Annotated in this window: 23 protein-coding genes; 7 read left to right on the forward strand and 16 right to left on the reverse strand. The window is 51.6% G+C overall.

The window, feature by feature from the left end; all coding sequences use genetic code 11:
- Position 1: 1 nt before the first annotated feature.
- The 4 genes from ruvC to aspS form a co-directional block, all read right to left on the reverse strand.
- Positions 2-523, reverse strand: coding sequence for a crossover junction endodeoxyribonuclease RuvC (ruvC, locus tag RTW80_RS04595; RefSeq protein ID WP_001295503.1), 522 nt, complete (start codon positions 521-523; stop codon positions 2-4).
- A gap of 34 nt (positions 524-557) precedes the next feature.
- A complete protein-coding gene (locus RTW80_RS04600; protein WP_000907234.1) occupies positions 558-1,298 on the reverse strand; it encodes a YebC/PmpR family DNA-binding transcriptional regulator in 741 nt (246 codons plus the stop codon).
- A gap of 28 nt (positions 1,299-1,326) precedes the next feature.
- The gene (gene nudB, locus RTW80_RS04605) at positions 1,327-1,779 is read right to left on the reverse strand and encodes a dihydroneopterin triphosphate diphosphatase (RefSeq protein ID WP_001300367.1); all 453 of its coding nucleotides are present in this window, start codon (positions 1,777-1,779) and stop codon (positions 1,327-1,329) included.
- Between the two features lie 117 nt (positions 1,780-1,896).
- On the reverse strand, positions 1,897-3,669 hold the full coding sequence (gene aspS, locus RTW80_RS04610; RefSeq protein ID WP_001258678.1) for an aspartate--tRNA ligase: 1,773 nt from the start codon (positions 3,667-3,669) through the stop codon (positions 1,897-1,899).
- 309 nt (positions 3,670-3,978) lie between these two features.
- Between aspS and RTW80_RS04615 the strand changes: the two genes are divergently transcribed.
- The 5 genes from RTW80_RS04615 to cmoB are packed head-to-tail and all read left to right on the forward strand — an operon-like array spanning position 3,979 to position 7,560.
- Entirely contained in the window at positions 3,979-4,545 is a 567-nt protein-coding gene (locus RTW80_RS04615; RefSeq protein WP_000891621.1) for a hydrolase, read from the forward strand.
- On the forward strand, positions 4,542-5,360 hold the full coding sequence (locus RTW80_RS04620) for a DUF72 domain-containing protein (protein ID WP_063119335.1): 819 nt from the start codon (positions 4,542-4,544) through the stop codon (positions 5,358-5,360). The genes RTW80_RS04615 and RTW80_RS04620 overlap by 4 nt, the downstream gene beginning before the upstream one ends.
- Positions 5,361-5,412: 52 nt before the next feature.
- On the forward strand, positions 5,413-5,808 hold the full coding sequence (locus RTW80_RS04625; RefSeq protein ID WP_000252980.1) for an MAPEG family protein: 396 nt from the start codon (positions 5,413-5,415) through the stop codon (positions 5,806-5,808).
- Positions 5,809-5,848: 40 nt separating this feature from the next.
- Positions 5,849-6,592: a carboxy-S-adenosyl-L-methionine synthase CmoA gene (cmoA, locus tag RTW80_RS04630; RefSeq protein WP_000019588.1), complete on the forward strand. Its 744-nt coding sequence runs from the start codon at positions 5,849-5,851 to the stop codon at positions 6,590-6,592.
- The gene (gene cmoB / locus RTW80_RS04635) at positions 6,589-7,560 is read left to right on the forward strand and encodes a tRNA 5-methoxyuridine(34)/uridine 5-oxyacetic acid(34) synthase CmoB (RefSeq protein ID WP_000564726.1); all 972 of its coding nucleotides are present in this window, start codon (positions 6,589-6,591) and stop codon (positions 7,558-7,560) included. The genes cmoA and cmoB overlap by 4 nt, the downstream gene beginning before the upstream one ends.
- 164 nt (positions 7,561-7,724) lie before the next feature.
- Here cmoB and torZ read toward each other — a convergent pair whose 3' ends face one another.
- The 4 genes from torZ to RTW80_RS04655 form a co-directional block, all read right to left on the reverse strand.
- A complete protein-coding gene (torZ, locus tag RTW80_RS04640; RefSeq protein ID WP_032247554.1) occupies positions 7,725-10,154 on the reverse strand; it encodes a trimethylamine N-oxide reductase TorZ in 2,430 nt (809 codons plus the stop codon).
- Positions 10,155-10,178: 24 nt separating this feature from the next.
- Positions 10,179-11,279, reverse strand: a complete 1,101-nt coding sequence (locus RTW80_RS04645) for a NapC/NirT family cytochrome c (protein WP_001214316.1) — start codon at positions 11,277-11,279, stop codon at positions 10,179-10,181.
- Between the two features lie 387 nt (positions 11,280-11,666).
- Positions 11,667-12,413, reverse strand: a complete 747-nt coding sequence (cutC, locus tag RTW80_RS04650; RefSeq protein WP_312718532.1) for a copper homeostasis protein CutC — start codon at positions 12,411-12,413, stop codon at positions 11,667-11,669.
- 13 nt (positions 12,414-12,426) lie between these two features.
- Positions 12,427-12,993, reverse strand: coding sequence for a VOC family protein (locus RTW80_RS04655; protein ID WP_001295504.1), 567 nt, complete (start codon positions 12,991-12,993; stop codon positions 12,427-12,429).
- Positions 12,994-13,208: 215 nt separating this feature from the next.
- On the opposite strand from RTW80_RS04655, the gene argS reads away from it, so the two are divergent.
- On the forward strand, positions 13,209-14,942 hold the full coding sequence (argS, locus tag RTW80_RS04660; RefSeq protein WP_032247637.1) for an arginine--tRNA ligase: 1,734 nt from the start codon (positions 13,209-13,211) through the stop codon (positions 14,940-14,942).
- A 41-nt stretch (positions 14,943-14,983) separates the two neighbouring features.
- Here argS and yecV read toward each other — a convergent pair whose 3' ends face one another.
- Positions 14,984-15,028, reverse strand: coding sequence for a protein YecV (gene yecV / locus RTW80_RS04665; RefSeq protein WP_211180499.1), 45 nt, complete (start codon positions 15,026-15,028; stop codon positions 14,984-14,986).
- A gap of 90 nt (positions 15,029-15,118) precedes the next feature.
- Between yecV and RTW80_RS04670 the strand changes: the two genes are divergently transcribed.
- The gene (locus tag RTW80_RS04670) at positions 15,119-15,607 is read left to right on the forward strand and encodes a lysozyme inhibitor LprI family protein (protein WP_001300831.1); all 489 of its coding nucleotides are present in this window, start codon (positions 15,119-15,121) and stop codon (positions 15,605-15,607) included.
- Between the two features lie 119 nt (positions 15,608-15,726).
- On the opposite strand, the gene flhe is transcribed toward RTW80_RS04670, so the two are convergent.
- From flhe to cheR, 7 genes are all read right to left on the reverse strand, one after another.
- Positions 15,727-16,119 (reverse strand): flagellar protein FlhE, encoded by a 393-nt coding sequence (gene flhe, locus RTW80_RS04675; RefSeq protein ID WP_001259583.1) that lies wholly within the window; start codon positions 16,117-16,119, stop codon positions 15,727-15,729.
- Positions 16,119-18,197, reverse strand: a complete 2,079-nt coding sequence (gene flhA / locus RTW80_RS04680; RefSeq protein ID WP_000066978.1) for a flagellar biosynthesis protein FlhA — start codon at positions 18,195-18,197, stop codon at positions 16,119-16,121. Before flhA ends, flhe begins: the two co-directional genes overlap by 1 nt.
- Entirely contained in the window at positions 18,190-19,338 is a 1,149-nt protein-coding gene (flhB, locus tag RTW80_RS04685; RefSeq protein ID WP_001278936.1) for a flagellar biosynthesis protein FlhB, read from the reverse strand. Before flhB ends, flhA begins: the two co-directional genes overlap by 8 nt.
- 201 nt (positions 19,339-19,539) lie before the next feature.
- A complete protein-coding gene (gene cheZ / locus RTW80_RS04690; RefSeq protein ID WP_000983609.1) occupies positions 19,540-20,184 on the reverse strand; it encodes a protein phosphatase CheZ in 645 nt (214 codons plus the stop codon).
- 10 nt (positions 20,185-20,194) lie between these two features.
- A complete protein-coding gene (gene cheY / locus RTW80_RS04695) occupies positions 20,195-20,584 on the reverse strand; it encodes a chemotaxis response regulator CheY (protein WP_000763867.1) in 390 nt (129 codons plus the stop codon).
- Between the two features lie 14 nt (positions 20,585-20,598).
- Positions 20,599-21,648 (reverse strand): protein-glutamate methylesterase/protein glutamine deamidase, encoded by a 1,050-nt coding sequence (gene cheB / locus RTW80_RS04700; RefSeq protein ID WP_000036371.1) that lies wholly within the window; start codon positions 21,646-21,648, stop codon positions 20,599-20,601.
- Positions 21,649-21,650: 2 nt separating this feature from the next.
- Positions 21,651-22,511 (reverse strand): protein-glutamate O-methyltransferase CheR, encoded by an 861-nt coding sequence (cheR, locus tag RTW80_RS04705; RefSeq protein ID WP_000204337.1) that lies wholly within the window; start codon positions 22,509-22,511, stop codon positions 21,651-21,653.
- Between the last annotated feature and the right edge of the window lie 14 nt (positions 22,512-22,525).

Below are 22,525 nucleotides of genomic sequence, written 5' to 3' on the forward strand. Positions count from 1 at the left end.
CTTAACGCAGTCGCCCTCTCGCCAGGTTCAGCCGCGATTCGCTCATCTGCATCGCATTCTGACTAACGTGGCAGTGGGTGATGGCAATCGCCAACGCATCAGCGGCATCCGCCTGTGGATTAGCGGGCAGTTTCAGCAAGGTGCGGACCATATGCTGCACCTGGCTTTTTTCGGCGCTACCAATACCCACAACCGTTTGCTTCACCTGACGTGCAGCATATTCAAATACCGGCAACTCCTGATTCACCGCCGCCACAATCGCCACGCCGCGCGCCTGGCCCAGTTTCAGGGCTGAGTCAGCGTTCTTTGCCATAAAGACTTGTTCAATGGCGAAATAATCAGGCTGGAACTGGGTGATGATTTCCGTCACGCCCGCATAGATGAGTTTCAGACGAGACGGTAAATCATCCACTTTGGTGCGTATGCATCCGCTACCCAGGTAGGACAGTTGCCTACCTACCTGGCGGATGACGCCGTAGCCGGTCACGCGCGAACCCGGATCAATGCCGAGAATAATAGCCATCACGCGTCTCCGTTTTGCTGTTTAGCAGGCCTCATCAGAGAGTCGCTGCGACCTCATCAGAGATTTCACCGTTATGGTAAACTTCCTGCACGTCGTCGCAATCTTCCAGCATATCGATCAGACGCATCAGTTTCGGTGCGGTTTCTGCATCCATATCAGCTTTGGTAGACGGGATCATGGAAACTTCCGCGCTGTCTGCTTTCAGACCTGCCGCTTCCAGAGCGTCGCGCACTTTACCCATTTCTTCCCATGCAGTGTAGACATCAATCGCGCCGTCATCATAGGTCACAACGTCTTCAGCACCTGCTTCCAGTGCTGCTTCCATGATGGTGTCTTCATCGCCTTTCTCGAAGGAGATCACGCCTTTTTTGCTGAACAGATAAGCTACGGAACCATCAGTACCGAGGTTACCGCCACATTTGCTGAATGCATGACGCACTTCAGCAACGGTACGGTTGCGGTTGTCAGACAGACATTCAATCATGATTGCCGTGCCGCCAGGACCGTAACCTTCGTAGATGATGGTTTCCATGTTTGCATCATCATCACCGCCCACACCACGTGCAATTGCGCGGTTCAGTGTGTCGCGGGTCATGTTGTTAGACAGTGCTTTATCAATTGCTGCACGCAGACGCGGGTTAGCGTCCGGATCGCCACCGCCCAGCTTAGCCGCGGTTACCAGCTCACGAATGATTTTAGTGAAGATTTTACCGCGCTTAGCATCCTGCGCAGCTTTACGATGTCTGGTGTTGGCCCATTTACTATGACCTGCCATAAAAATATCTCCAGATAGCCCTGCCTGTTCAGGCAGCGTTAATTACAAACTGTTCAATCGCCTGCCGGTTGCTCCAGGACTTAGTGAGCGCCGCCGCAGCAGGCGCATCAAGCCACTTGTAAGCCAGATGTTCAGTGAAAACGATCTGCCGCTCGTGCGGAAGCGCAAGACAGAACCATGATTCCGTATTACGCGTCACGCCCGGCGCATAGCGATGACGTAAATGTGAAAAAATTTCAAACTCTACCGTGCGCTGACAGTCAATTAAGGTCAGTTGTTCAGCGACAACATCAATGGTGACCTCTTCCTTTACTTCGCGCATGGCAGCTTGCGGCGCGGTTTCACCCTCTTCCACGCTGCCGGTTACCGACTGCCAGAAATCGGGATCGTCACGCCGCTGCAACATCAGCACCCGTTTCGTATCTTGTGCGTAGATGACCACTAAGATCGAAACGGGACGCTTATACACTTTATCCTTCACGCTGCCTCTTCGTTGACTGCCTTCGCTCATCCCATTCACATAGTTATCTATGCTCATGGGAGTTCACTCAGTTGCCGCCTCGATGCAACGCGAATGATTTCGTGTATTTGAGTCATATCAGTTATTCTCAGCCTTCTTCACAACCTGAATGCTCAGCTCAGCCAGTGCAGTCGGGTTAGCAAAGCTCGGTGCTTCAGTCATCAGACACGCTGCCGCCGTGGTTTTCGGGAAGGCGATAACGTCACGGATATTGTCGGTGCCGGTCAGCAGCATGGTCAGACGGTCAAGACCGAATGCCAGACCTGCGTGCGGCGGAGTACCGTATTTCAGAGCGTCGAGCAGGAAGCCGAATTTCTCGCGCTGTTCCTCTTCGTTGATACCCAGAATACCAAACACCGTCTGCTGCATATCACCATTATGGATACGTACTGAACCACCGCCCACTTCGTAACCATTGATGACCATATCGTAAGCGTTCGCCACCGCATTTTCCGGTGCAGCTTTCAGTTCTGCAGCCGTCATATCTTTCGGTGAGGTGAACGGATGGTGCATTGCCGTCAGGCCGCCTTCACCGTCGTCTTCAAACATCGGGAAGTCGATAACCCACAGCGGTGCCCATTTGCTTTCGTCGGTCAGACCAAGGTCTTTACCCACTTTCAGGCGCAGTGCACCCATCGCGTCGGCAACAATTTTCTTGTTGTCGGCACCGAAGAAAATCATATCGCCATCTTGCGCGGCAGTACGATCCAGGATGTCTTCGATGATTTCTGCATTAAGGAACTTCGCTACCGGGCTGTTGATACCTTCCAGACCTTTCGCGCGTTCGTTAACTTTGATGTAAGCCAGACCTTTCGCGCCGTAGATTTTAACGAAGTTACCGTATTCGTCGATCTGCTTACGGGTCAGCGATGCGCCGCCCGGAACGCGCAGAGCCGCTACGCGACCTTTCGGATCGTTCGCCGGACCTGCAAATACAGCAAACTCAACAGATTTCAGCAGATCAGCAACGTCAGTCAGTTCCATCGGGTTACGCAGATCCGGTTTATCAGAACCATAACGGCGTTCTGCTTCCGCAAAGGTCATTACCGGGAAATCGCCCAGATCCACACCCTTCACTTCCAGCCACAGATGACGCACCAGCGCTTCCATCACTTCACGCACTTGCGGCGCGGTCATGAAAGAAGTTTCCACATCGATCTGAGTAAATTCAGGCTGACGGTCAGCACGCAGGTCTTCGTCACGGAAGCATTTAACGATCTGATAGTAACGGTCAAAACCGGACATCATCAGCAGCTGTTTGAACAACTGCGGGGATTGCGGCAGTGCGTAGAATTTACCTTTGTGCACACGAGAAGGCACCAGGTAGTCACGCGCGCCTTCCGGCGTGGCTTTGGTCAGCATCGGAGTTTCGATGTCGAGGAAGCCGTGGTCATCCATAAAACGGCGCACCAGGCTGGTGATTTTAGCGCGGGTTTTCAGGCGCTGAGCCATTTCCGGACGACGCAGGTCGAGGTAGCGGTATTTCAGACGCGCTTCTTCGGTGTTGACGTGGTTAGAGTCAAGCGGCAGAACATCTGCGCGGTTGATGATAGTCAGCGAGGACGCCAGCACTTCGATTTCGCCGGTCGCCATATCGCGGTTAATATTTTTTTCGTCACGCGCACGTACGGTGCCCGTGACCTGAATGCAGAACTCATTACGCAGTTCAGAGGCCAGCTTTAACGCGTCCGCACGATCCGGATCGAAAAATACCTGCACGATACCTTCGCGGTCGCGCATATCGATGAAGATCAGGCTACCAAGATCACGACGACGGTTGACCCAACCACACAGAGTCACCTGCTGCCCCACGTGGGACAAACGGAGCTGTCCACAATATTCTGTACGCATGAGATATCCCTTAACTTAGCTGCCGGCGGATGCCCCCTGCTGCGCAGGTGACCAAGTCGCAGCGTTAGCTGTATGTCACAACTGAATGAAAAAAGGCGGCTATTATACTGGAAATTCTGCCGCACCGTAAGAGCCTGGCCCGCGCTGGAACGCCTCGTTACCACTTTATATCGGGCCTGAAATCAGACTCTACGCCAGTTTGCTATAAAGGTGTTGCCCGAACTCATAAAAATTAACAAAATTTGTCGTTCCGCCATCGGCTAATCGCATTAAGGTGTGAGGCACGATTTTGTTTTTTCAGGAGTCATTATGCTTGAACTTAATGCTAAAACCACTGCGCTGGTGGTGATCGATTTACAAGAAGGCATCTTACCTTTTGCCGGTGGTCCACATACTGCCGATGAGGTAGTTAATCGCGCCGGGAAGCTGGCGGCGAAATTTCGCGCCAGCGGTCAGCCCGTGTTTCTGGTGCGCGTTGGCTGGTCTGCCGATTACGCTGAAGCATTAAAACAGCCGGTCGATGCGCCCTCACCGGCTAAAGTGTTGCCCGAAAATTGGTGGCAACATCCTGCTGCATTAGGTGCAACCGACAGCGATATCGAAATCATCAAACGTCAATGGGGTGCGTTTTACGGTACGGATCTGGAGTTGCAATTACGCCGCCGAGGTATCGATACAATAGTGTTATGTGGGATCTCGACCAATATCGGTGTTGAATCCACCGCCCGCAATGCCTGGGAACTTGGCTTTAATCTGGTGATTGCCGAAGACGCCTGTAGTGCCGCCAGCGCCGAGCAGCACAATAACAGTATCAACCATATCTACCCGCGCATCGCCCGTGTGCGTAGCGTGGAAGAGATCCTCAACGCGTTATGATTTACATCGGTCTACCGCAATGGTCGCATCCTAAATGGGTGCGGTTGGGGATCACCAGCCTTGAAGAGTATGCCCGCCACTTTAACTGCGTGGAGGGCAACACCACGCTTTACGCCCTGCCGAAACCCGAGGTTGTCCTGCGCTGGCGTGAGCAGACCACAGATGACTTCCGCTTCTGTTTTAAGTTTCCGGCGACCATTTCGCATCAGGCAGCATTACGGCATTGCGATGATTTAGTGACTGAATTTTTGACCCGCATGTCACCGTTGGCTCCGCGCATTGGGCAATACTGGCTGCAACTGCCTGCCACATTCGGCCCACGGGAGCTGCCTGCGCTTTGGCATTTTCTCGATTCTCTTCCTGGCGAATTTAATTATGGCGTGGAAGTCCGCCATCCACAGTTTTTCGCCAAAGGAGAAGAGGAACAAACGCTTAATCGCGGTTTACATCAGCGCGGCGTTAATCGGGTGATTTTAGACAGCCGCCCGGTTCATGCAGCACGTCCACACAGTGAAGCTATTCGCGACGCTCAACGAAAAAAACCTAAAGTTCCGGTACATGCTGTACTGACGGCGACAAATCCGCTGATCCGTTTTATCGGTAGTGATGATATGACGCAAAACCGGGAATTATTTCAGGTCTGGTTACAAAAATTAGCGCAGTGGCATCAGACCACTACGCCTTATCTTTTTTTACATACGCCAGACATTGCCCAGGCACCGGAACTGATACATACCCTGTGGGAAGACTTACGTAAAACGCTTCCAGAGATCGGAGCAGTTCCGGCTATTCCACAGCAATCTTCTCTTTTCTGAATTTGCCACCTATCATAGACAGGTGCCATCGGCCATTTTAAAGGGAGTTTGTATGGTAAGCGCGCTGTATGCCGTTTTAAGTGCGTTGTTATTAATGAAGTTCTCTTTTGATGTCGTTCGCCTGCGAATGCAGTACCGCGTTGCCTATGGCGACGGCGGTTTTAGCGAACTGCAAAGCGCTATTCGCATTCATGGTAACGCGGTGGAATATATTCCCATCGCGATTGTGCTGATGCTGTTTATGGAAATGAATGGCGCAGAAACTTGGATGGTGCATATTTGCGGCATCGTTTTGCTTGCTGGTCGTCTGATGCATTATTACGGTTTTCATCACCGTCTGTTCCGCTGGCGACGTTCCGGCATGAGCGCCACCTGGTGTGCGCTGTTGCTGATGGTGCTGGCGAATCTTTGGTATATGCCCTGGGAGTTGGTTTTCTCCCTGCGTTAGCGCACAATACGCCACTTTCTTTTTCCCGGATTTTTACGTTATGTCTCACCGCGACACGCTATTTTCTGCCCCTATCGCCAGACTGGGCGACTGGACCTTTGATGAACGGGTAGCTGAAGTCTTCCCGGATATGATCCAGCGTTCCGTACCCGGCTATTCCAATATTATTTCCATGATTGGTATGTTAGCCGAGCGCTTCGTTCAACCTGGTACGCAGGTTTACGATCTGGGTTGTTCTCTGGGCGCGGCGACGCTCTCGGTGCGTCGCAACATTCATCATGATAATTGCAAAATTATTGCCATCGACAACTCCCCGGCGATGATTGAACGCTGCCGTCGTCATATTGACGCCTATAAAGCCCCTACGCCAGTAGACGTCATTGAAGGTGATATTCGCGATATCGCCATTGAAAACGCATCGATGGTGGTGCTGAATTTTACCCTGCAATTCCTGGAACCTTCCGAGCGCCAGGCATTACTGGATAAAATTTATCAAGGACTGAACCCGGGCGGCGCGCTGGTGCTTTCGGAAAAATTCAGTTTCGAAGATGCCAAAGTTGGTGAACTGTTGTTCAACATGCACCACGACTTTAAACGTGCCAACGGTTACAGCGAACTGGAGATCAGCCAGAAGCGCAGCATGCTGGAAAACGTGATGCTGACCGATTCCGTGGAAACCCATAAAGCACGCCTGCATAAAGCCGGTTTTGAGCATAGTGAGCTGTGGTTCCAGTGCTTTAACTTTGGTTCACTGGTGGCATTAAAAGCAGAGGACGCTGCATGATCGACTTTGGTAACTTTTATTCTCTGATTGCCAAAAATCATCTTTCACACTGGCTCGAAACGCTGCCCGCGCAGATTGCTAACTGGCAGCGCGAGCAGCAGCACGGGTTGTTTAAGCAGTGGTCAAATGCGGTGGAGTTTCTACCTGAAATTAAACCGTATCGTCTTGATTTATTGCATAGCGTTACGGCAGAAAGCGAAGAGCCACTGAGCGCAGGGCAAATTAAACGCATTGAAACGCTGATGCGCAACCTGATGCCGTGGCGCAAAGGGCCGTTCTCACTGTATGGCGTCAACATCGATACCGAATGGCGTTCCGACTGGAAATGGGATCGTGTTCTGCCCCATCTTTCTGATTTAACCGGACGCACCATTCTGGATGTCGGCTGCGGCAGCGGTTATCACATGTGGCGCATGATTGGCGCAGGCGCGCACCTCGCGGTGGGGATCGACCCTACGCAACTTTTTCTGTGCCAGTTTGAAGCGGTGCGTAAACTACTGGGTAATGATCAGCGCGCGCATTTGTTACCGTTAGGTATTGAACAACTTCCGGCACTGAAAGCCTTTGATACCGTCTTTTCGATGGGCGTGCTTTACCATCGCCGTTCACCGCTGGAGCATCTCTGGCAGTTGAAAGATCAACTGGTCAATGAAGGTGAACTGGTGCTGGAAACGCTGGTTATTGATGGTGATGAGAACACGGTGCTGGTACCAGGCGATCGTTACGCGCAAATGCGTAATGTCTATTTCATCCCTTCCGCGCTGGCGCTGAAAAACTGGCTGAAGAAGTGTGGTTTTGTAGATATCCGCATTGCAGATGTGAGCGTTACCACTACAGAAGAGCAACGACGCACCGAATGGATGGTTACTGAATCGCTGGCCGATTTCCTCGACCCACATGATCCGAGTAAGACAGTTGAAGGTTATCCGGCACCTAAACGTGCGGTGCTGATTGCGCGCAAGCCGTAAAGGTCTGGTATTACTGCCGGATGCGGCGTGAACGCCTTATCCGGCCTACAAAACCTTGCTAATTCAATATATTGCAGGGACTATGTAGGCCTGATAAGCATAGCGCATCAGGCAGCTTTACGTTTGCATAACCTCAGCGCCCGTTTCCGGGCGCTATTCACTTCTTATGCCTGAATAGCTGGCTGATCAAACGCCGTTAACTTCGGCGCATTGCCCGTATATTTTTCGATATACACCAGCGCAGAGTTACCGGCACAGGCATTTGCCAGCTGCGAGCTGGGGATATCCGCCGTTAACACGTTCGCACTGCCGTTTTTACACAAGCCATTTTCCAGATCTGGCCATGCACCTTCATGCACGCATACCACGCCTTTTTTGATCCCGTCAGTCACCACCGCGCCTGTCAGAATCTGACCACGTTTGTTCCACACACGCACCAGATCACCATTCGCAATACCAAAGCGAGCAGCATCTTCGGTGTGAATAGTGATTGGTTCACGATCTGCAACCGCATATTTTTTACGCAGTTCCGCATAGTTAAGCTGACTATGTAAACGGTGTGCCGGATGTGCGGTCAGAAGCTGCAACTGCTTCTCGTCGGCGGTACCCTTCCACTCATCAGGCGCAAGCCAGGTTGGGTGTGCCGGGCAATCCTTATAGCCAAATTTTTCCAGCGTTTTGGAGTAAATCTCAATTTTGCCGCTTGGCGTACCCAGCGCATTTTTCACCGGATCGGCGCGGAAATCACCATAACGAACGTACTGTTCGTTCTTCTCGCTGCGGCGCATTTCGATCAGTTTATTTTGCTGCCAGAAGGCATTAAACATCGGCATAGTCACGCGTTGCGCACGGGCACCTTTCTGAGCGGCATCATAGAAAAATTTCAGCCACGCCATTTCATCTTTACCTTCGGTATAGATCTCTTTTCCGCCAGGTTTCAGTAATTCCGCAAGATCGGCAAACACATCAAAATCGTTTCGCGCTTCAAATTGCGGAGCGACAGCCTGCTTCATCGGCACAATATGCTGGTTGCTGTAATCACCGGTCATCGTCAAGTCATTGCGCTCAAACGATGTGGTGATCGGTAATACGATATCTGCATGTTTAGCAGCTGCGGTCCAGTAGCATTCAGAAACGACGATCATCTCCGGTTTCTGCCATGCTTTAATCAGACGATTAGTATCCTGGTGATGGGTAAAGTTACCGCCACCCGCCCACCAGATCATTTTGATATTCGGATACGTTTGCTCTTTACCGTTATGCTGATATTTGCCGCCAGGATTTTCCAGCGCATCGACGATACGGGCAACAGGAATCGCCGTCATTCCGCCATCATCAGCGGCCTCGCTGGCCTGTCCGGCAATCGCCGCAGACATTTCCGGCAGCACGCCGCCAACACGTGTCGGGTTGCCACCATTGGAGTAATGATAAGAGAAACCAAAACCGCCGCCCGGTGTACCAATCTGCCCTAACATCGCCGCCAGCGTCACCAGCATCCAGTGTTTCTGTTCACCATATTGCTGGCGCTGAATTCCCCAGCCTGCCATCAGCATTGTGCGATTCGCCGCCATCAGTTCAGCGAGTTTGACTATCTGCGCTTCCGGTACGCCAGTAATTTCCGCCGCCCAGGCCGCGCTCTTCGGAGTATTATCGCTCTTACCTGTCAGATATTCTTCAAACTGCGGATACCCGGTGGTGTATTTTTCAAGGAACACTTTATCGTGTTTGCCTTGTGTCATCAGGGTATGCGCAATCCCTAACATCAGTGCCACGTCGGTGCCCATATTCGGCGCGATCCAGGTGGCATTATCGCCAAAGAACTCAATGGTTTCGGAGCGGATAGGATCAATGGCAATCACTGGTTTGCCAGATTTTTTCAGCTGATGGAAGTATTCCAGCCCTTGCTCATCGGTACTGCTCCAGGCAATTTTTAAGGTATTCAGCGGGTTCATCCCCCACAGCACCACAACCTGGCTGTTTTCCAGAATCAGCGGCCAGGAGGTCTGCTGTTCATACACCTCTACAGAACCGACCACATGCGGCATGATCACCTGTGCTGCCCCGGTTGAATAATCGCCGCTATGCCCGGAATAACTGCCCGCGAGGTTCATATAACGTTGCAGTAAGGTTTGCGCTTTATGCAACACGCCAGAAGAGCGCCAGCCGTAAGATCCGGCAAAAATGGCCGATGGTCCGTTAGCTTTACGAATACGATCGTGTTGCTCATGAATCAGTTTTAATGCTTGTTCCCAGCTCACCTGTACATAGGTATCTTCGCCTCGACCTTTCGCCGGTTGCAGTGGATTATCGAGATAGCTTTTTCTCACCATCGGATGCTGAATACGCGCCGTGGTGTGTACCTGATCCGCCGCCGTAGACTGTAAGGAGTTCGGTATGGTTTTCGCCAGCGCGCCTGTCGAAGAAACAATCTTGCCGTCCTTCACTTCTACGTTCATCGCTCCCCAGCGTCCCGCGGTGAGGATTTTACCGCCCTTCTCTTCTGCCCATGCGGGTAGCGGTGCTGCCGATGTCACCACCAGCGCTCCAGCGGCAATACCGCTGTGTTTAATAAATTCACGTCTTGTTAATGTCATAACTTCCTCCCTGATCAACGAGGATCACTGTTTCTCGGTAATATCTTTGGCGTTGTACTGGAAATACCGCGTTAAAATGTCCAGTTCGTTTTCGCTCATGCTGGTTCGTGCCCCCATTCCTTTGGCAATGGACGGCCACGCATTGACGGTGTAATGGTCGGCGGCAATAGGGGCATGACAACCAGCGCAATAGGTATCGTCAAGTTTTTCAGCGTATTGCCATAGCGGTTTACGGTCCGCTAATGCGGGATCGGTAAGCGCACCCTGTAAAGACGCCTGACGCCATTGATTGCCGTATTCGTCAGCCTGCCATTCCCCGTTTACCGTGAGCGCCTTGATACCTTCTTCACTTAATGTGGCTAGCGCCAGCCGTTGACCTGCCGCCAGGTAGAGCGTGTTTTCACTGCCCTGCATTTGATAACCCTGCAACAGAACGATCGGCTGTTTGCCACTGGCATCAACGACGGTGAGATCGGTACCAGGATTCACGGTAGCCAGCTCGCCTATGCGAGAAGTTTTGAAAGGATAAATATGTGCGCCATTAGTCACTGAAGTAGCGGTCTGACTTTCCAGCTCATGCGCCGCGTTGTCATCCATTTTTATTTCTGGCGGAAAATGGGCAATGCCTTTATGACAATCGATACAGGTTTCGCCGCCCTTTTGTGCTTTGTTATGCATTTTCTGCGCAGATTCACTTTGCGAGGCAATATCCATGGCATCAAAAGAATGGCAACTACGGCACGTTGCAGAGTCAGTTGCTTTTAATTCTTTCCATACTGTTTCGGCCATTTCCTGGCGATGAGTTTCGAACTTATCGTCACTGTCTATTTTGCCGCTAACAAATTCATGATAAATATCTTTAGATGCTTTTAATTTAGCAAATAAATAATCCATCCCTGACTTTGGAATATGGCAATCGGCACATTCCGCACGTATCCCTTTCTGGTTCGAAAAGTGGACAGTTCCCTGATATTCCTCAAAAGGTTTACTCATCGAGTGGCAGGAAAGGCAAAATGCTGTATCCGACGTTTTATGTAAGGCTTTTTGCGCCAGCAATAACCCGCCGCCACCAACCACAACCGCTATCAGCAAAAACAATAACCCAATGCGTTTTTTCCCTCGCATAGATTCCTCTAAATAAATTCCAGAATACCGAAATCATTGTATAATTAAATACACAACGAATTAACCGCTTGCATAACTCGGCACAACACTGCCTGAAATAATCGATAAAGAATATGATTTATTACAATGTAATCATTAATTGCTAAGGAATAACCCAGTTGCTATTTAGAATATATATTTATCAGTTTTAGCAATTTAAATCCCATAATCAATGTGAATATAAAAAATATTTTTAGCACAACGCTATGCGCACTGTCACCCGCTCAACAGATCACGGTTATCGTTCGTTTTTTATACTGCTCAGGGATAAAAAAAGGCCCCTGTTGAAATTGCAGGGGCCTGGTACGAGCAAGCATCATATTGGGCGACATGATGCAACGGTAAAAATCATTTGGCCTGATGGCGTTCAATGATTCCTTTCATTTCAGCAACCGCCGCCCCGTCTACGACATAACGCGAATACTCGTCCGCGTGTGCATCTGATGACATAGACAATCCTTGATTACGATAACGCATCGGTGAGGCTTGCCACACTCCCGCGGAGCTATGGACTTCCAGCACTCCGGCATCGAGGAAGTGGTGCAGGTTTTCTGCACGGACTCCTGCTCCGGCCATAATGATTGGAGCATCACGATGGGCAATAAGTTCCATAATTTTTGATAAACCTTGCAGTGCGTCTGATTTTTGCCCTGATGTCAGCACCCGGGCAATGCCCAATTCCGCAAGATTATTGAGTGTATTTAGAGGGTTAGCGCACATATCAAAGGCGCGATGAAAAGTCACTGCCAGCGGACCGGCAGCAGCCATTATTTTTTCCATTCGTGGCATATCGACATTCCCGTCAACATCGAGAACGCCCGTCACCAGTCCAGGAAAACCTAATTCGCGGACCGTGCGCACATCCTCAAGAATGGCGGCAAACTCACCGTCGCTGTAGCAAAAATCACCACCGCGTGGGCGAATTATCGGATGCACAGGGATCGTCACCCGCTGGCGCACGGATTTCAGTACACCCAACGACGGCGTTAAGCCCCCCTCTTTTGGGGCTGCGCATAATTCAACTCTGTCTGCGCCGTTTTGCTGCGCCGTTAGTGCACATTCCATGCTGTAACAGCAAATTTCCAGTAATGGCATTTTTACTCCTTAATTACGCCGACTGCTCGCTGGCAACGATCTCTTCAATGGACCACGGATGAAACTTAATAGTTGTTTTGCCATCGGTGACCGCCAGCGTCGGATTCGGTAATCGCTCATGCTCACCTTTTGGCGAACTGGTTTTCACTGAGATCCCCGGTAGGCTGAGTCCTTCATCAGAAAGCAATGCCAGCGCACGGGCATTCAGCGTTTCTGGATCACCCGGCAGAACGATTTCAATATGTTCCCAACCTTCGTGTGGGTAACGTTTTTCCCCGGGCCACGGTAGCTCCACAATAGAAAACTGCCAGTGCGCAACCTGTACCGGTTCATGCAATTTAAACAGACAAATCGGTCTGCCATTGATCATATTTTCTGACAAAAGCTCGCCACACTGTTCAAACCCGCGACGCCAGCGTTCAGCAGTGGCGTTTTGATGGCAACGCAAAGAAATGTGATCGGCAGTCAGCGGAGTGATATTCAACCCCAGACGGCGGGAAAGTTCATCTAATGCGTGGGTAAATCGCGGTAAATCCGATGCAATATCCTGCAGCTCGTCGATAGATTGCCAGTTCGCCATAATCACTCTTCGTCTTTCAGTAAAAGCGTTAATTTACCCTGTTGCCCTGTGCCAACCAACCGCTGATTTCACGCCGCTTCTGATGCAATAGTGAAAACGGCAATACGCCACGCGCACGTTGCTGACGAAAACAGCCATTTGCAGTATACTCCCGCCCTAATTTCTTTAACTGGTGCGGGCAATTTTTGCTCGCTTCATCAATGTAAGGTATTCCGGTGAATATTCAGGCTCTTCTCTCAGAAAAAGTCCGTCAGGCCATGATTGCGGCAGGCGCGCCTGCGGATTGCGAACCGCAGGTTCGTCAGTCAGCAAAAGTTCAGTTCGGCGACTATCAGGCTAACGGCATGATGGCAGTTGCTAAAAAACTGGGTATGGCACCGCGACAATTAGCAGAGCAGGTGCTGACTCATCTGGATCTTAACGGTATCGCCAGCAAAGTTGAGATCGCCGGTCCAGGCTTTATCAACATTTTCCTTGATCCGGCATTCCTGGCTGAACATGTTCAGCAGGCGCTGGCGTCCGATCGTCTCGGTGTTGCTACGCCAGAAAAACAGACCATTGTGGTTGACTACTCTGCGCCAAACGTGGCGAAAGAGATGCACGTCGGTCACCTGCGCTCTACCATTATTGGTGACGCAGCAGTGCGTACTCTGGAGTTCCTCGGTCACAAAGTGATTCGCGCAAACCACGTCGGCGACTGGGGCACTCAGTTCGGTATGCTGATTGCATGGCTGGAAAAGCAGCAGCAGGAAAACGCCGGTGAAATGGAGCTGGCTGACCTTGAAGGTTTCTACCGCGATGCGAAAAAGCATTACGACGAAGATGAAGAGTTTGCCGAGCGTGCACGTAACTACGTGGTAAAACTGCAAAGCGGTGACGAATATTTCCGCGAGATGTGGCGCAAACTGGTCGACATCACCATGACGCAGAACCAGATCACTTACGATCGTCTCAACGTGACGCTGACCCGTGATGACGTGATGGGCGAAAGCCTCTACAACCCAATGCTGCCAGGAATTGTGGCGGATCTCAAAGCCAAAGGTCTGGCAGTAGAAAGCGAAGGGGCGACCGTTGTATTCCTTGATGAGTTTAAAAACAAGGAAGGCGAACCGATGGGCGTGATCATTCAGAAGAAAGATGGCGGCTATCTCTACACCACCACTGATATCGCCTGTGCGAAATATCGTTATGAAACACTGCATGCCGATCGCGTGCTGTATTACATCGACTCCCGTCAGCATCAACACCTGATGCAGGCATGGGCGATCGTCCGTAAAGCAGGCTATGTACCGGAATCCGTACCGCTGGAACACCACATGTTCGGCATGATGCTGGGTAAAGACGGCAAACCGTTCAAAACCCGCGCGGGTGGTACAGTGAAACTGGCCGATCTGCTGGATGAAGCCCTGGAACGTGCACGCCGTCTGGTGGCAGAAAAGAACCCGGATATGCCAGCCGACGAGCTGGAAAAACTGGCTAACGCGGTTGGTATTGGTGCGGTGAAATATGCGGATCTCTCCAAAAACCGCACCACGGACTACATCTTCGACTGGGACAACATGCTGGCGTTTGAGGGTAATACCGCGCCATACATGCAGTATGCATACACGCGTGTATTGTCCGTGTTCCGTAAAGCAGAAATTGACGAAGAGCAACTGGCTGCAGCTCCGGTAATCATCCATGAAGATCGTGAAGCGCAACTGGCAGCTCGCCTGCTGCAGTTTGAAGAAACCCTCACCGTGGTTGCCCGTGAAGGTACGCCGCATGTGATGTGTGCTTACCTGTACGATCTGGCCGGTCTGTTCTCTGGCTTCTACGAGCACTGCCCGATCCTCAGCGCAGAAAACGAAGAAGTGCGTAACAGCCGTCTGAAACTGGCACAACTGACGGCGAAGACGCTGAAGCTGGGTCTGGATACGCTGGGTATTGAGACTGTAGAGCGTATGTAATCGATTTTTCGTGAGAGTGAAGCCTGATCAGGGTTACCTGATCAGGCTTTTTTATTGCCATCTAAATGTATTCTGAAAATGGACATGCCATCGTTTTCTCACTGTTGGGTAAGAAGTCAGAAGCGTAATATTCGGCCCCAGGGAAACGATAACGGTTGAATTTAAGGAATACCGCAGTGTTTAAATTTCTTGTATTAACATTAGGCATTATCTCTTGCCAGGTTTACGCAGAAGATACGCTTATAGTAAACGACCATGACATTTCAGCCATCAAAGATTGTTGGCAAAAAAATTCAGATGATGATAGTGACATTAACGTGATCAAATCATGCCTGCGACAAGAATACAATCTCGTCGATGCGCAATTAAATAAAGCCTATGGTGAAGCTTATCGTTATATAGAACAAGTGCCACGCACAGGTGTAAAAAAACCTGATACCGAACAACTTAACTTGCTTAAAAAATCACAGCGAGCCTGGCTGGATTTTAGGGACAAAGAATGTGAATTAATCCTTTCAAATGAGGACGTTCAGGATTTAAGTGACCCTTATTCTGAATCAGAATGGCTCTCATGTATGATCATACAGACCAATACGCGAACTCGCCAGTTGCAGCTATACCGTAACTCTGAAGATTTTTATCCAAGCCCTTTGACAAGAGGATAATTCACATATTTTTGGCATGTTTTGTTGCAAGCTATTCCTGATAAATAATTGCAACAAAACATCGAGCCTTTTTCACTGAGTTATTAAACATACTCGCGAGCGCGTAATTTTTTTGTCCTTCAGCGATAATTCACAATCACTTCATTACGTTGTACTTTCAGCGGCGGAATTAACCGCCCACCGCCAGGCACTTCCCAGATAAAGCGCAACGGTTCTGCTGCCGCTATACCGGAAAAGGCCACGGTGGTTCCGCTCTGCCCCTCTAATTCGACACAACGAGATTGCGAACACAAGCGAACCCGCAGTCCTGAAGGTGTCGGGCCGATAAGCTGATAACGCCACGCTACCAGCGTCATCAATCCTGAAGCAGGTTGTCGCGTAGAAAGAGGCGCAGACGACATCGACTCACCGCGATGATTTAGCGTAATTCCTACACTACTTGCCTGCCACATCCCCTCCCCGGCGGCTTGCACCAGCAGCGGAAACAATAATATTGCTAATAAGGTTCTCATTATTTGCCGCCAATTGTCGCCGTCATGCGGATATGTCGGTTATCAGACAGTTCCAGATTCGACAGGACCACTAACTGCGGCAAGCTGCGGCGCAGGAAGCGAGACAATAATGGTCGCAGCGCGTGGTTCACCAACAATACTGGCGGCGCACCCAGCATCTCCTGACGGGATAGCGCTTCCTGAGTTTGCGCCAGTAAACGATCCGCCAGCCCTGGCTCCAGTCCTCCCCCGCCCTGCAGCGCCTGTAGTAACAAACGTTCCAGCGGTGTATCGAGGCCAATAACATGGACTTCATCTTTGCCAGGAAACCACTGCTGGGTAATCGCCCGTCCCAACGCCACGCGCACGACGGCGGTTAATTCATGTGGATCGCTTTGGATGGGCGCATGTTCCGCCAGCGTTTCGAGAATGGTGCGCATATCGCGAATCGGTACTTTTTCATCGAGGAGATTTTGCAGCACTTTATGCAGTGTGGTGAGCGTGACGACGCCAGGAACGAGATCTTCCGTCAGCTTTGGCATCTCCTGGGCGACGCGATCCAACAGCTGTTGCGCCTCCTGACGACCAAACAGCTCTGCGGCATGCTGGCTAATGAGGTGGTTAAGATGCGTTGCTACCACCGTGCTGGCCTCAACCACTGTGTACCCCTGAATCTGCGCCTGTTCTTTTAGCGCACTTTCAATCCAGATAGCATTCAGGCCAAATGCCGGATCGACGGTCGCCTCACCAGGTAACGTCCCGGCAGCGATTCCAGGGTTAATCGCCAGCCAGCGCCCCGGATAAGCATCACCACTGCCAATCTCCACGCCTTTCATCAAAATGCGATAGCGGGCAGGTTGCAGATCCATATTGTCGCGAATGTGCACCACTGGCGGCAGAAATCCCATCTCCTGGGCAAATTTCTTGCGGATACTGCGTATACGGCCCAACAACTCACCATCCTGCTGGAAATCGACCATCGGGATCAGTCGATAACCCACTTCCATTCCCAGAGAATCTTCCAGTTGTACATCGTTCCACGTCGCTTCGACAACGGTATTATTCTCTGCCATTTTTACCGGTTTGGGTTCGGCAGGCGCTTTTTGTTCGCGTCCGCGTATCCACCAGGCCAGCCCGAGCAATCCGGCAGTGAACAGCAAAAATACCAGGTTCGGCATTCCAGGCACCAGGCCGAGTAAACCGAGCACGGCGGCGCTTAACAACATAACGCTTGGGTTACTGAAAAGCTGATTCACCATCTGCTCGCCAACATCCTGATCGGTGCTGACACGCGTAACGATGACCCCCGCGGCGGTAGAAATCACCAGCGCCGGAATTTGTGCCACCAGACCGTCGCCAATGGTCAATAGCGTATAACTTTCCGCCGCGTGTCCCATGCTCATGCCATGTTGCAGCACGCCGACCAGCAACCCGCCGACAACGTTAATGACCATGATGAGGATCCCGGCGATGGCATCGCCGCGAACAAACTTACTTGCCCCGTCCATTGAGCCGTAAAAATCGGCTTCCTGAGTCACTTCGGAGCGGCGTTTTTTCGCCTCATCTTCACCAATCAATCCGGCGTTAAGGTCGGCGTCAATCGCCATCTGCTTACCCGGCATACCATCGAGAACAAAGCGCGCACCCACTTCTGCGATACGCCCGGCACCTTTGGTAATGACCATAAAGTTGATGATCACGAGAATGACAAACACCACGATACCGATAGCGAAATTGCCACCAACGAGGAAGTGACCGAACGCTTCGACCACCTTCCCTGCCGCCGCCGCGCCGGTATGCCCTTCCATTAAAATGATACGGGTTGAAGCCACGTTAAGTGCCAGACGCAACAGCGTGGTAAACAACAGAATGGTCGGAAACGCAGCAAACTCAAGCGTGCGCTGGGTAAACATCGCCACCAGCAACACCATGATCGACAAGGCAATATTGAAGGTAAACAACAGGTCGAGTATGAATGCGGGCAGTGGCAGCACCATCATCGACAAGATCAACAGGATCAAAATCGGTCCGGCAAGGATCTGCCATTGTGTCGATTTCAGGTTTGCGGGCAGGCGCAGCATCGCGGCCAGATTACTCATGGGTCGGTTTCTCGTTAATAAAATCCAGGGCTTCCGGCACCGGAAGATGAGTAGGTTGTACAGGGCGCTGTCCACCAGCCAGACGCCAGCGTTTCAGTTGCCAGACCCAGGCCAGCACTTCCGCCACCGCGGCGTACAGTTGACCCGGGATTTGTTGACCAATCTCCGCATGTCGATACAGCGCTCGCGCCAGCGGCGGCGCTTCAAGCGTCGGGACGTTATTTTCAGCGCCAATTTCACGAATGCGCAGCGCGACCAGCCCTGCACCTTTAGCGACCACTTTCGGTGCGCTCATTTTGTTTTCGTCATACTGCAACGCTACCGAATAGTGGGTCGGGTTATTGACAATGACATCCGCTTTCGGCACATCGGCCATCATCCGACGCCGTGCGGCAGCTCGCTGCATCTGACGGATCCGTCCTTTAACATGGGGGTCGCCTTCGCTTTGTTTGAACTCATCACGAATATCCTGCCGCGACATTCGCAGCTTTTTCAGGTGGCTGAAGATTTGGAAAAAGACGTCAAATCCCACCATTGGAATGACACCAAGCACCACCAGCAGTGCGCATAGCCCTACCAAATCCATCGCATTACCCATGGCGGTAATCGGAGACTCGGCCATTAAGCGCATCATCTGCGGCCAGTGATGCCAGAGAAAAAACCCCGTCACGCTGCCAACCAGGATGGTTTTCAAAATTGCTTTAAGCAACTCCGCGCCAGTCTGAGCCGAGAACATCCGTTTAATGCCCGGTAGCGGGTTGAGTTTGGAAAACTTCGGCTGCAAGGATTTGCCGCTAAATACCAGCCCTCCCAGCATGACCGGAGAAATGAGCGCCACCAGTACCACGCCGCTAATCAGTGGCAGCAGCGCCAGCATGGCTTCTCTGATCAGCAGAATAATCTGCCCGAGGATCAGATTCGGGTCTTTGATAATACTGTGATCAAAATGCAGCCCAGCGGAGAGCATGCCCGACAATCGACGGGCCAGCGACACACCGCCAAACCAGATAACACTAACGCCCACCAGCAAAATCAGCAGTGAGGTCAGTTCACGGGAACGCGGGATTTGCCCCTCTTCCCGCGCTTTTTCTAGTCGGTGAGGTGTGGGGGCTTCTGTTTTGTCGTCGCTCTCGTCAGACACGTCGCCAATCCTGGAAAGAGTATTAAGCGTGAATGATGCCAGAGCGCAAAGCGTTCAATGGTTTGAGTAAGGGGCAAAACAGGCGGGATTTAGGGCTTTTGCTGCCACACATCAAGCATAGTGTGCGTTTGTCGGATGCGGCGTCATCGCCTTATCAGACCGCCTGATATGACGTGGTCACGCCACATCAGGCAATACAAATCAAAATCCAAGACTATCCAACAAATCGTCCACCTGATCCTGACTGGCTACCACACCGGCTTTGCTGGTATCGACCTGAGGTCCATTAAGCAAACTCTGGTTTTCACGTTTTGGACGCGACTCCTGTTCCGGGATGTTTTCCAACAGCACCATCAGCAACTGGCGTTCGATCTCCTGAATGACATCCATCATCCGCTTAATGACCTGCCCGGTGAGATCCTGAAAATCCTGCGCCATCATGATTTCCAGCAGTTGCGCGTTAGTAAAGCTGGTATGCGCGGGTACATCTGCCAGAAATTGTCGTGTATCTGTTACCAGTTCACGGGCGTCGGCAAGGTCAATCGGATCGGCAAACCAGTCATCCCAACGTTGGGTTAACGCTTTTGCTGATTTCTCCATTTGATCCTGATGCGGTTGTGACGCCTCAACACTGTTCAGCGCCCGCTCCGCAGCCTGGGCGGTCATCTGCACAACATAGTACAAACGATCGCGCGCATCGGGGATGGCTTCCGCCGCTTCGGCAATGGCCTGATCCAGCCCCAGTTCCCGCAAACTGTCGCGCAGCATACGCGTCAGGCTGCCGATGCGCGCAATGATATCGCCAGCTGAATGCTCGTCAGCAGGTTTGATTGATGGTTGCATCATAGTCGCATCCTCACATGCCCAGTTTCTCAAAGATTTTGTTGAGTTTTTCCTCCAGCGTCGCGGCGGTAAATGGCTTCACCACATAGCCACTGGCCCCCGCTTGCGCCGCAGCAATGATGTTCTCTTTCTTCGCTTCTGCAGTCACCATTAACACTGGCAATGCCGACATCGCGCCATCCGCACGAATTGTTTTCAGCAATTCCAGGCCATCCATATTGGGCATGTTCCAGTCGGAGATAACAAATCCATAACCGCCTGCCTGCAACTTATTGAGAGCGTCGACGCCATCTTCCGCTTCCTCAACATTATTGAATCCCAGCTCTTTCAGCAGGTTACGCACTATGCGTCGCATGGTGGAAAAGTCATCCACAACCAAAAATTTAAGTTCTTTATCCGCCATTTCACACTCCTGATTTAAATACGTATCGCCTGTCCGGCACTAATTTTTGCCAGCATTTGCTGGCTTACCTGGCTAAGATCGACCACTTCGCAAACACCACCCATATTGATGGCCTCGCGCGGCATGCCGAACACCACGCAACTTGCTTCGTTTTGCGCAAGGGTCCATGCCCCCGCCTGACGCATCGCCAACATTCCCGCCGCGCCGTCGTTGCCCATACCGGTCAGGATCACCCCAACCGCATTACGCCCCGCCTGTTTGGCGACAGAATGGAACAACACATCTACCGAAGGCCGATGACGGTTAACCGCCGGGCCATCGTGAATTTTGATTTGGTAATTTGCGCCACTACGCGCCAGCTCCATATGCCGATCGCCCGGCGCAATATAGGCATGCCCCGGCAAGACACGTTCTCCGTCTTCGGCTTCTTTAACCCCGATCTGGCAAAGCTTATTAAGTCTGTCGGCAAAAGAGCGGGTGAAACCGGGCGGCATATGCTGGGTAATTAACAGTGCCGGGCTGGAAAGCGGCAACGGTTGCAGTACGTGACGAATTGCCTCAGTTCCACCCGTTGAAGCACCAATCGCAATCAGTTTTTCAGAACTCAACAACGGCCCCGCCTTCAGCGTTGTCGGTGCCGACAATGGCTTATGTGCTGCAAGGCTCGCCTTTGCTGCCGTACGCACCTTTTCAGCAATCATTTCGCTATACGCCAGCATACCTTCGCGAATACCCAGTTGCGGTTTGGTGACAAAATCTATCGCCCCCAGCTCCAGCGCGCGCAGCGTGACTTCTGACCCTTTGCCGGTCAGGGAAGAAACCATCACAACGGGCATTGGACGCAAACGCATTAATTTTTCGAGGAAATCCAGTCCGTCCATCCGCGGCATTTCAACATCCAGCGTCAGCACATCGGGATTGAATTTCTTAATCAAGTCACGCGCGACCAGCGGATCAGGCGCGGTCGCCACCATTTCCATGTCGCTATGGCTGTTGATGATTTCTGTCATGATCTGGCGCATCAGTGCCGAATCATCGACAGATAACACCCTGATTTTGCTCATCGTTAATCCTTACTTAGCGCATACACCGTCTGACCACGCAGCGTGAAGCGGCGCTCAAGGTGGCTAAAGTTTTCAGAGTGACCCGCAAACAGCAATCCGTCGGGTTTAAGGAGCGGAACAAAGCGGCGCAAAATCTCCTGCTGGGTAGTTTGATCGAAGTAGATCATGACGTTACGACAGAAGATCGCATCAAACGGCCCCGGCACGGTGTACTGTTTCGCCAGTAGATTCAGCGGGGCAAAATCAACATAGTTCGCCAGCTCCTGACGCACGCGTACCAGCCCTTCATGCGGCCCCGTCCCTCGCATGAAATACCGTTGCAGTTGCTGCGGCGTCAGGTTTTTCAACTCTTCATGGCGATAGATACCGCTTCTGGCTTTTTCCAGCACTTCGGTGTCGATATCACTGGCAAACACTTTCCAGCGTCCGGGCGCGGTGCCCAATGTGTCAGCCAGCGTCATCGCAATGCTGTACGGCTCTTCGCCGGTCGAAGCCGCCGCGCTCCATACGCGATACTCGCCAGAACGGCGACGTGCGTGATCCGCGAGCAGAGGGAAATGATGTGCCTCACGGAAAAATGCCGTCAGATTCGTGGTCAGCGAATTGATAAACGCCTGCCACTCACCGCTGTGCTGATTAGATTCCAGCAAGTTCAGATAATGACCGAAATCCGTCAGTCCCAGCGAACGCAAACGACGAACCAGTCGGTTGTAAACCATGTCGCGTTTATGGTCAGCCAGAACGATCCCGGCTCGTTGATAGATCAATTGACTTATCCGCCGAAAATGCGCGTCGGAAAGCGCCAGGCGCTCGGTCATCTGTAACAATAAAGACGTTTGCCCACAGGGCAGAGATGAAGTCATAGCGCCTTCTCAAT

Origin of the sequence: Escherichia sp. AM3 (genome assembly GCF_032029835.1) — a bacterium.
In the GTDB taxonomy this organism is placed as follows: domain Bacteria; phylum Pseudomonadota; class Gammaproteobacteria; order Enterobacterales; family Enterobacteriaceae; genus Escherichia; species Escherichia coli.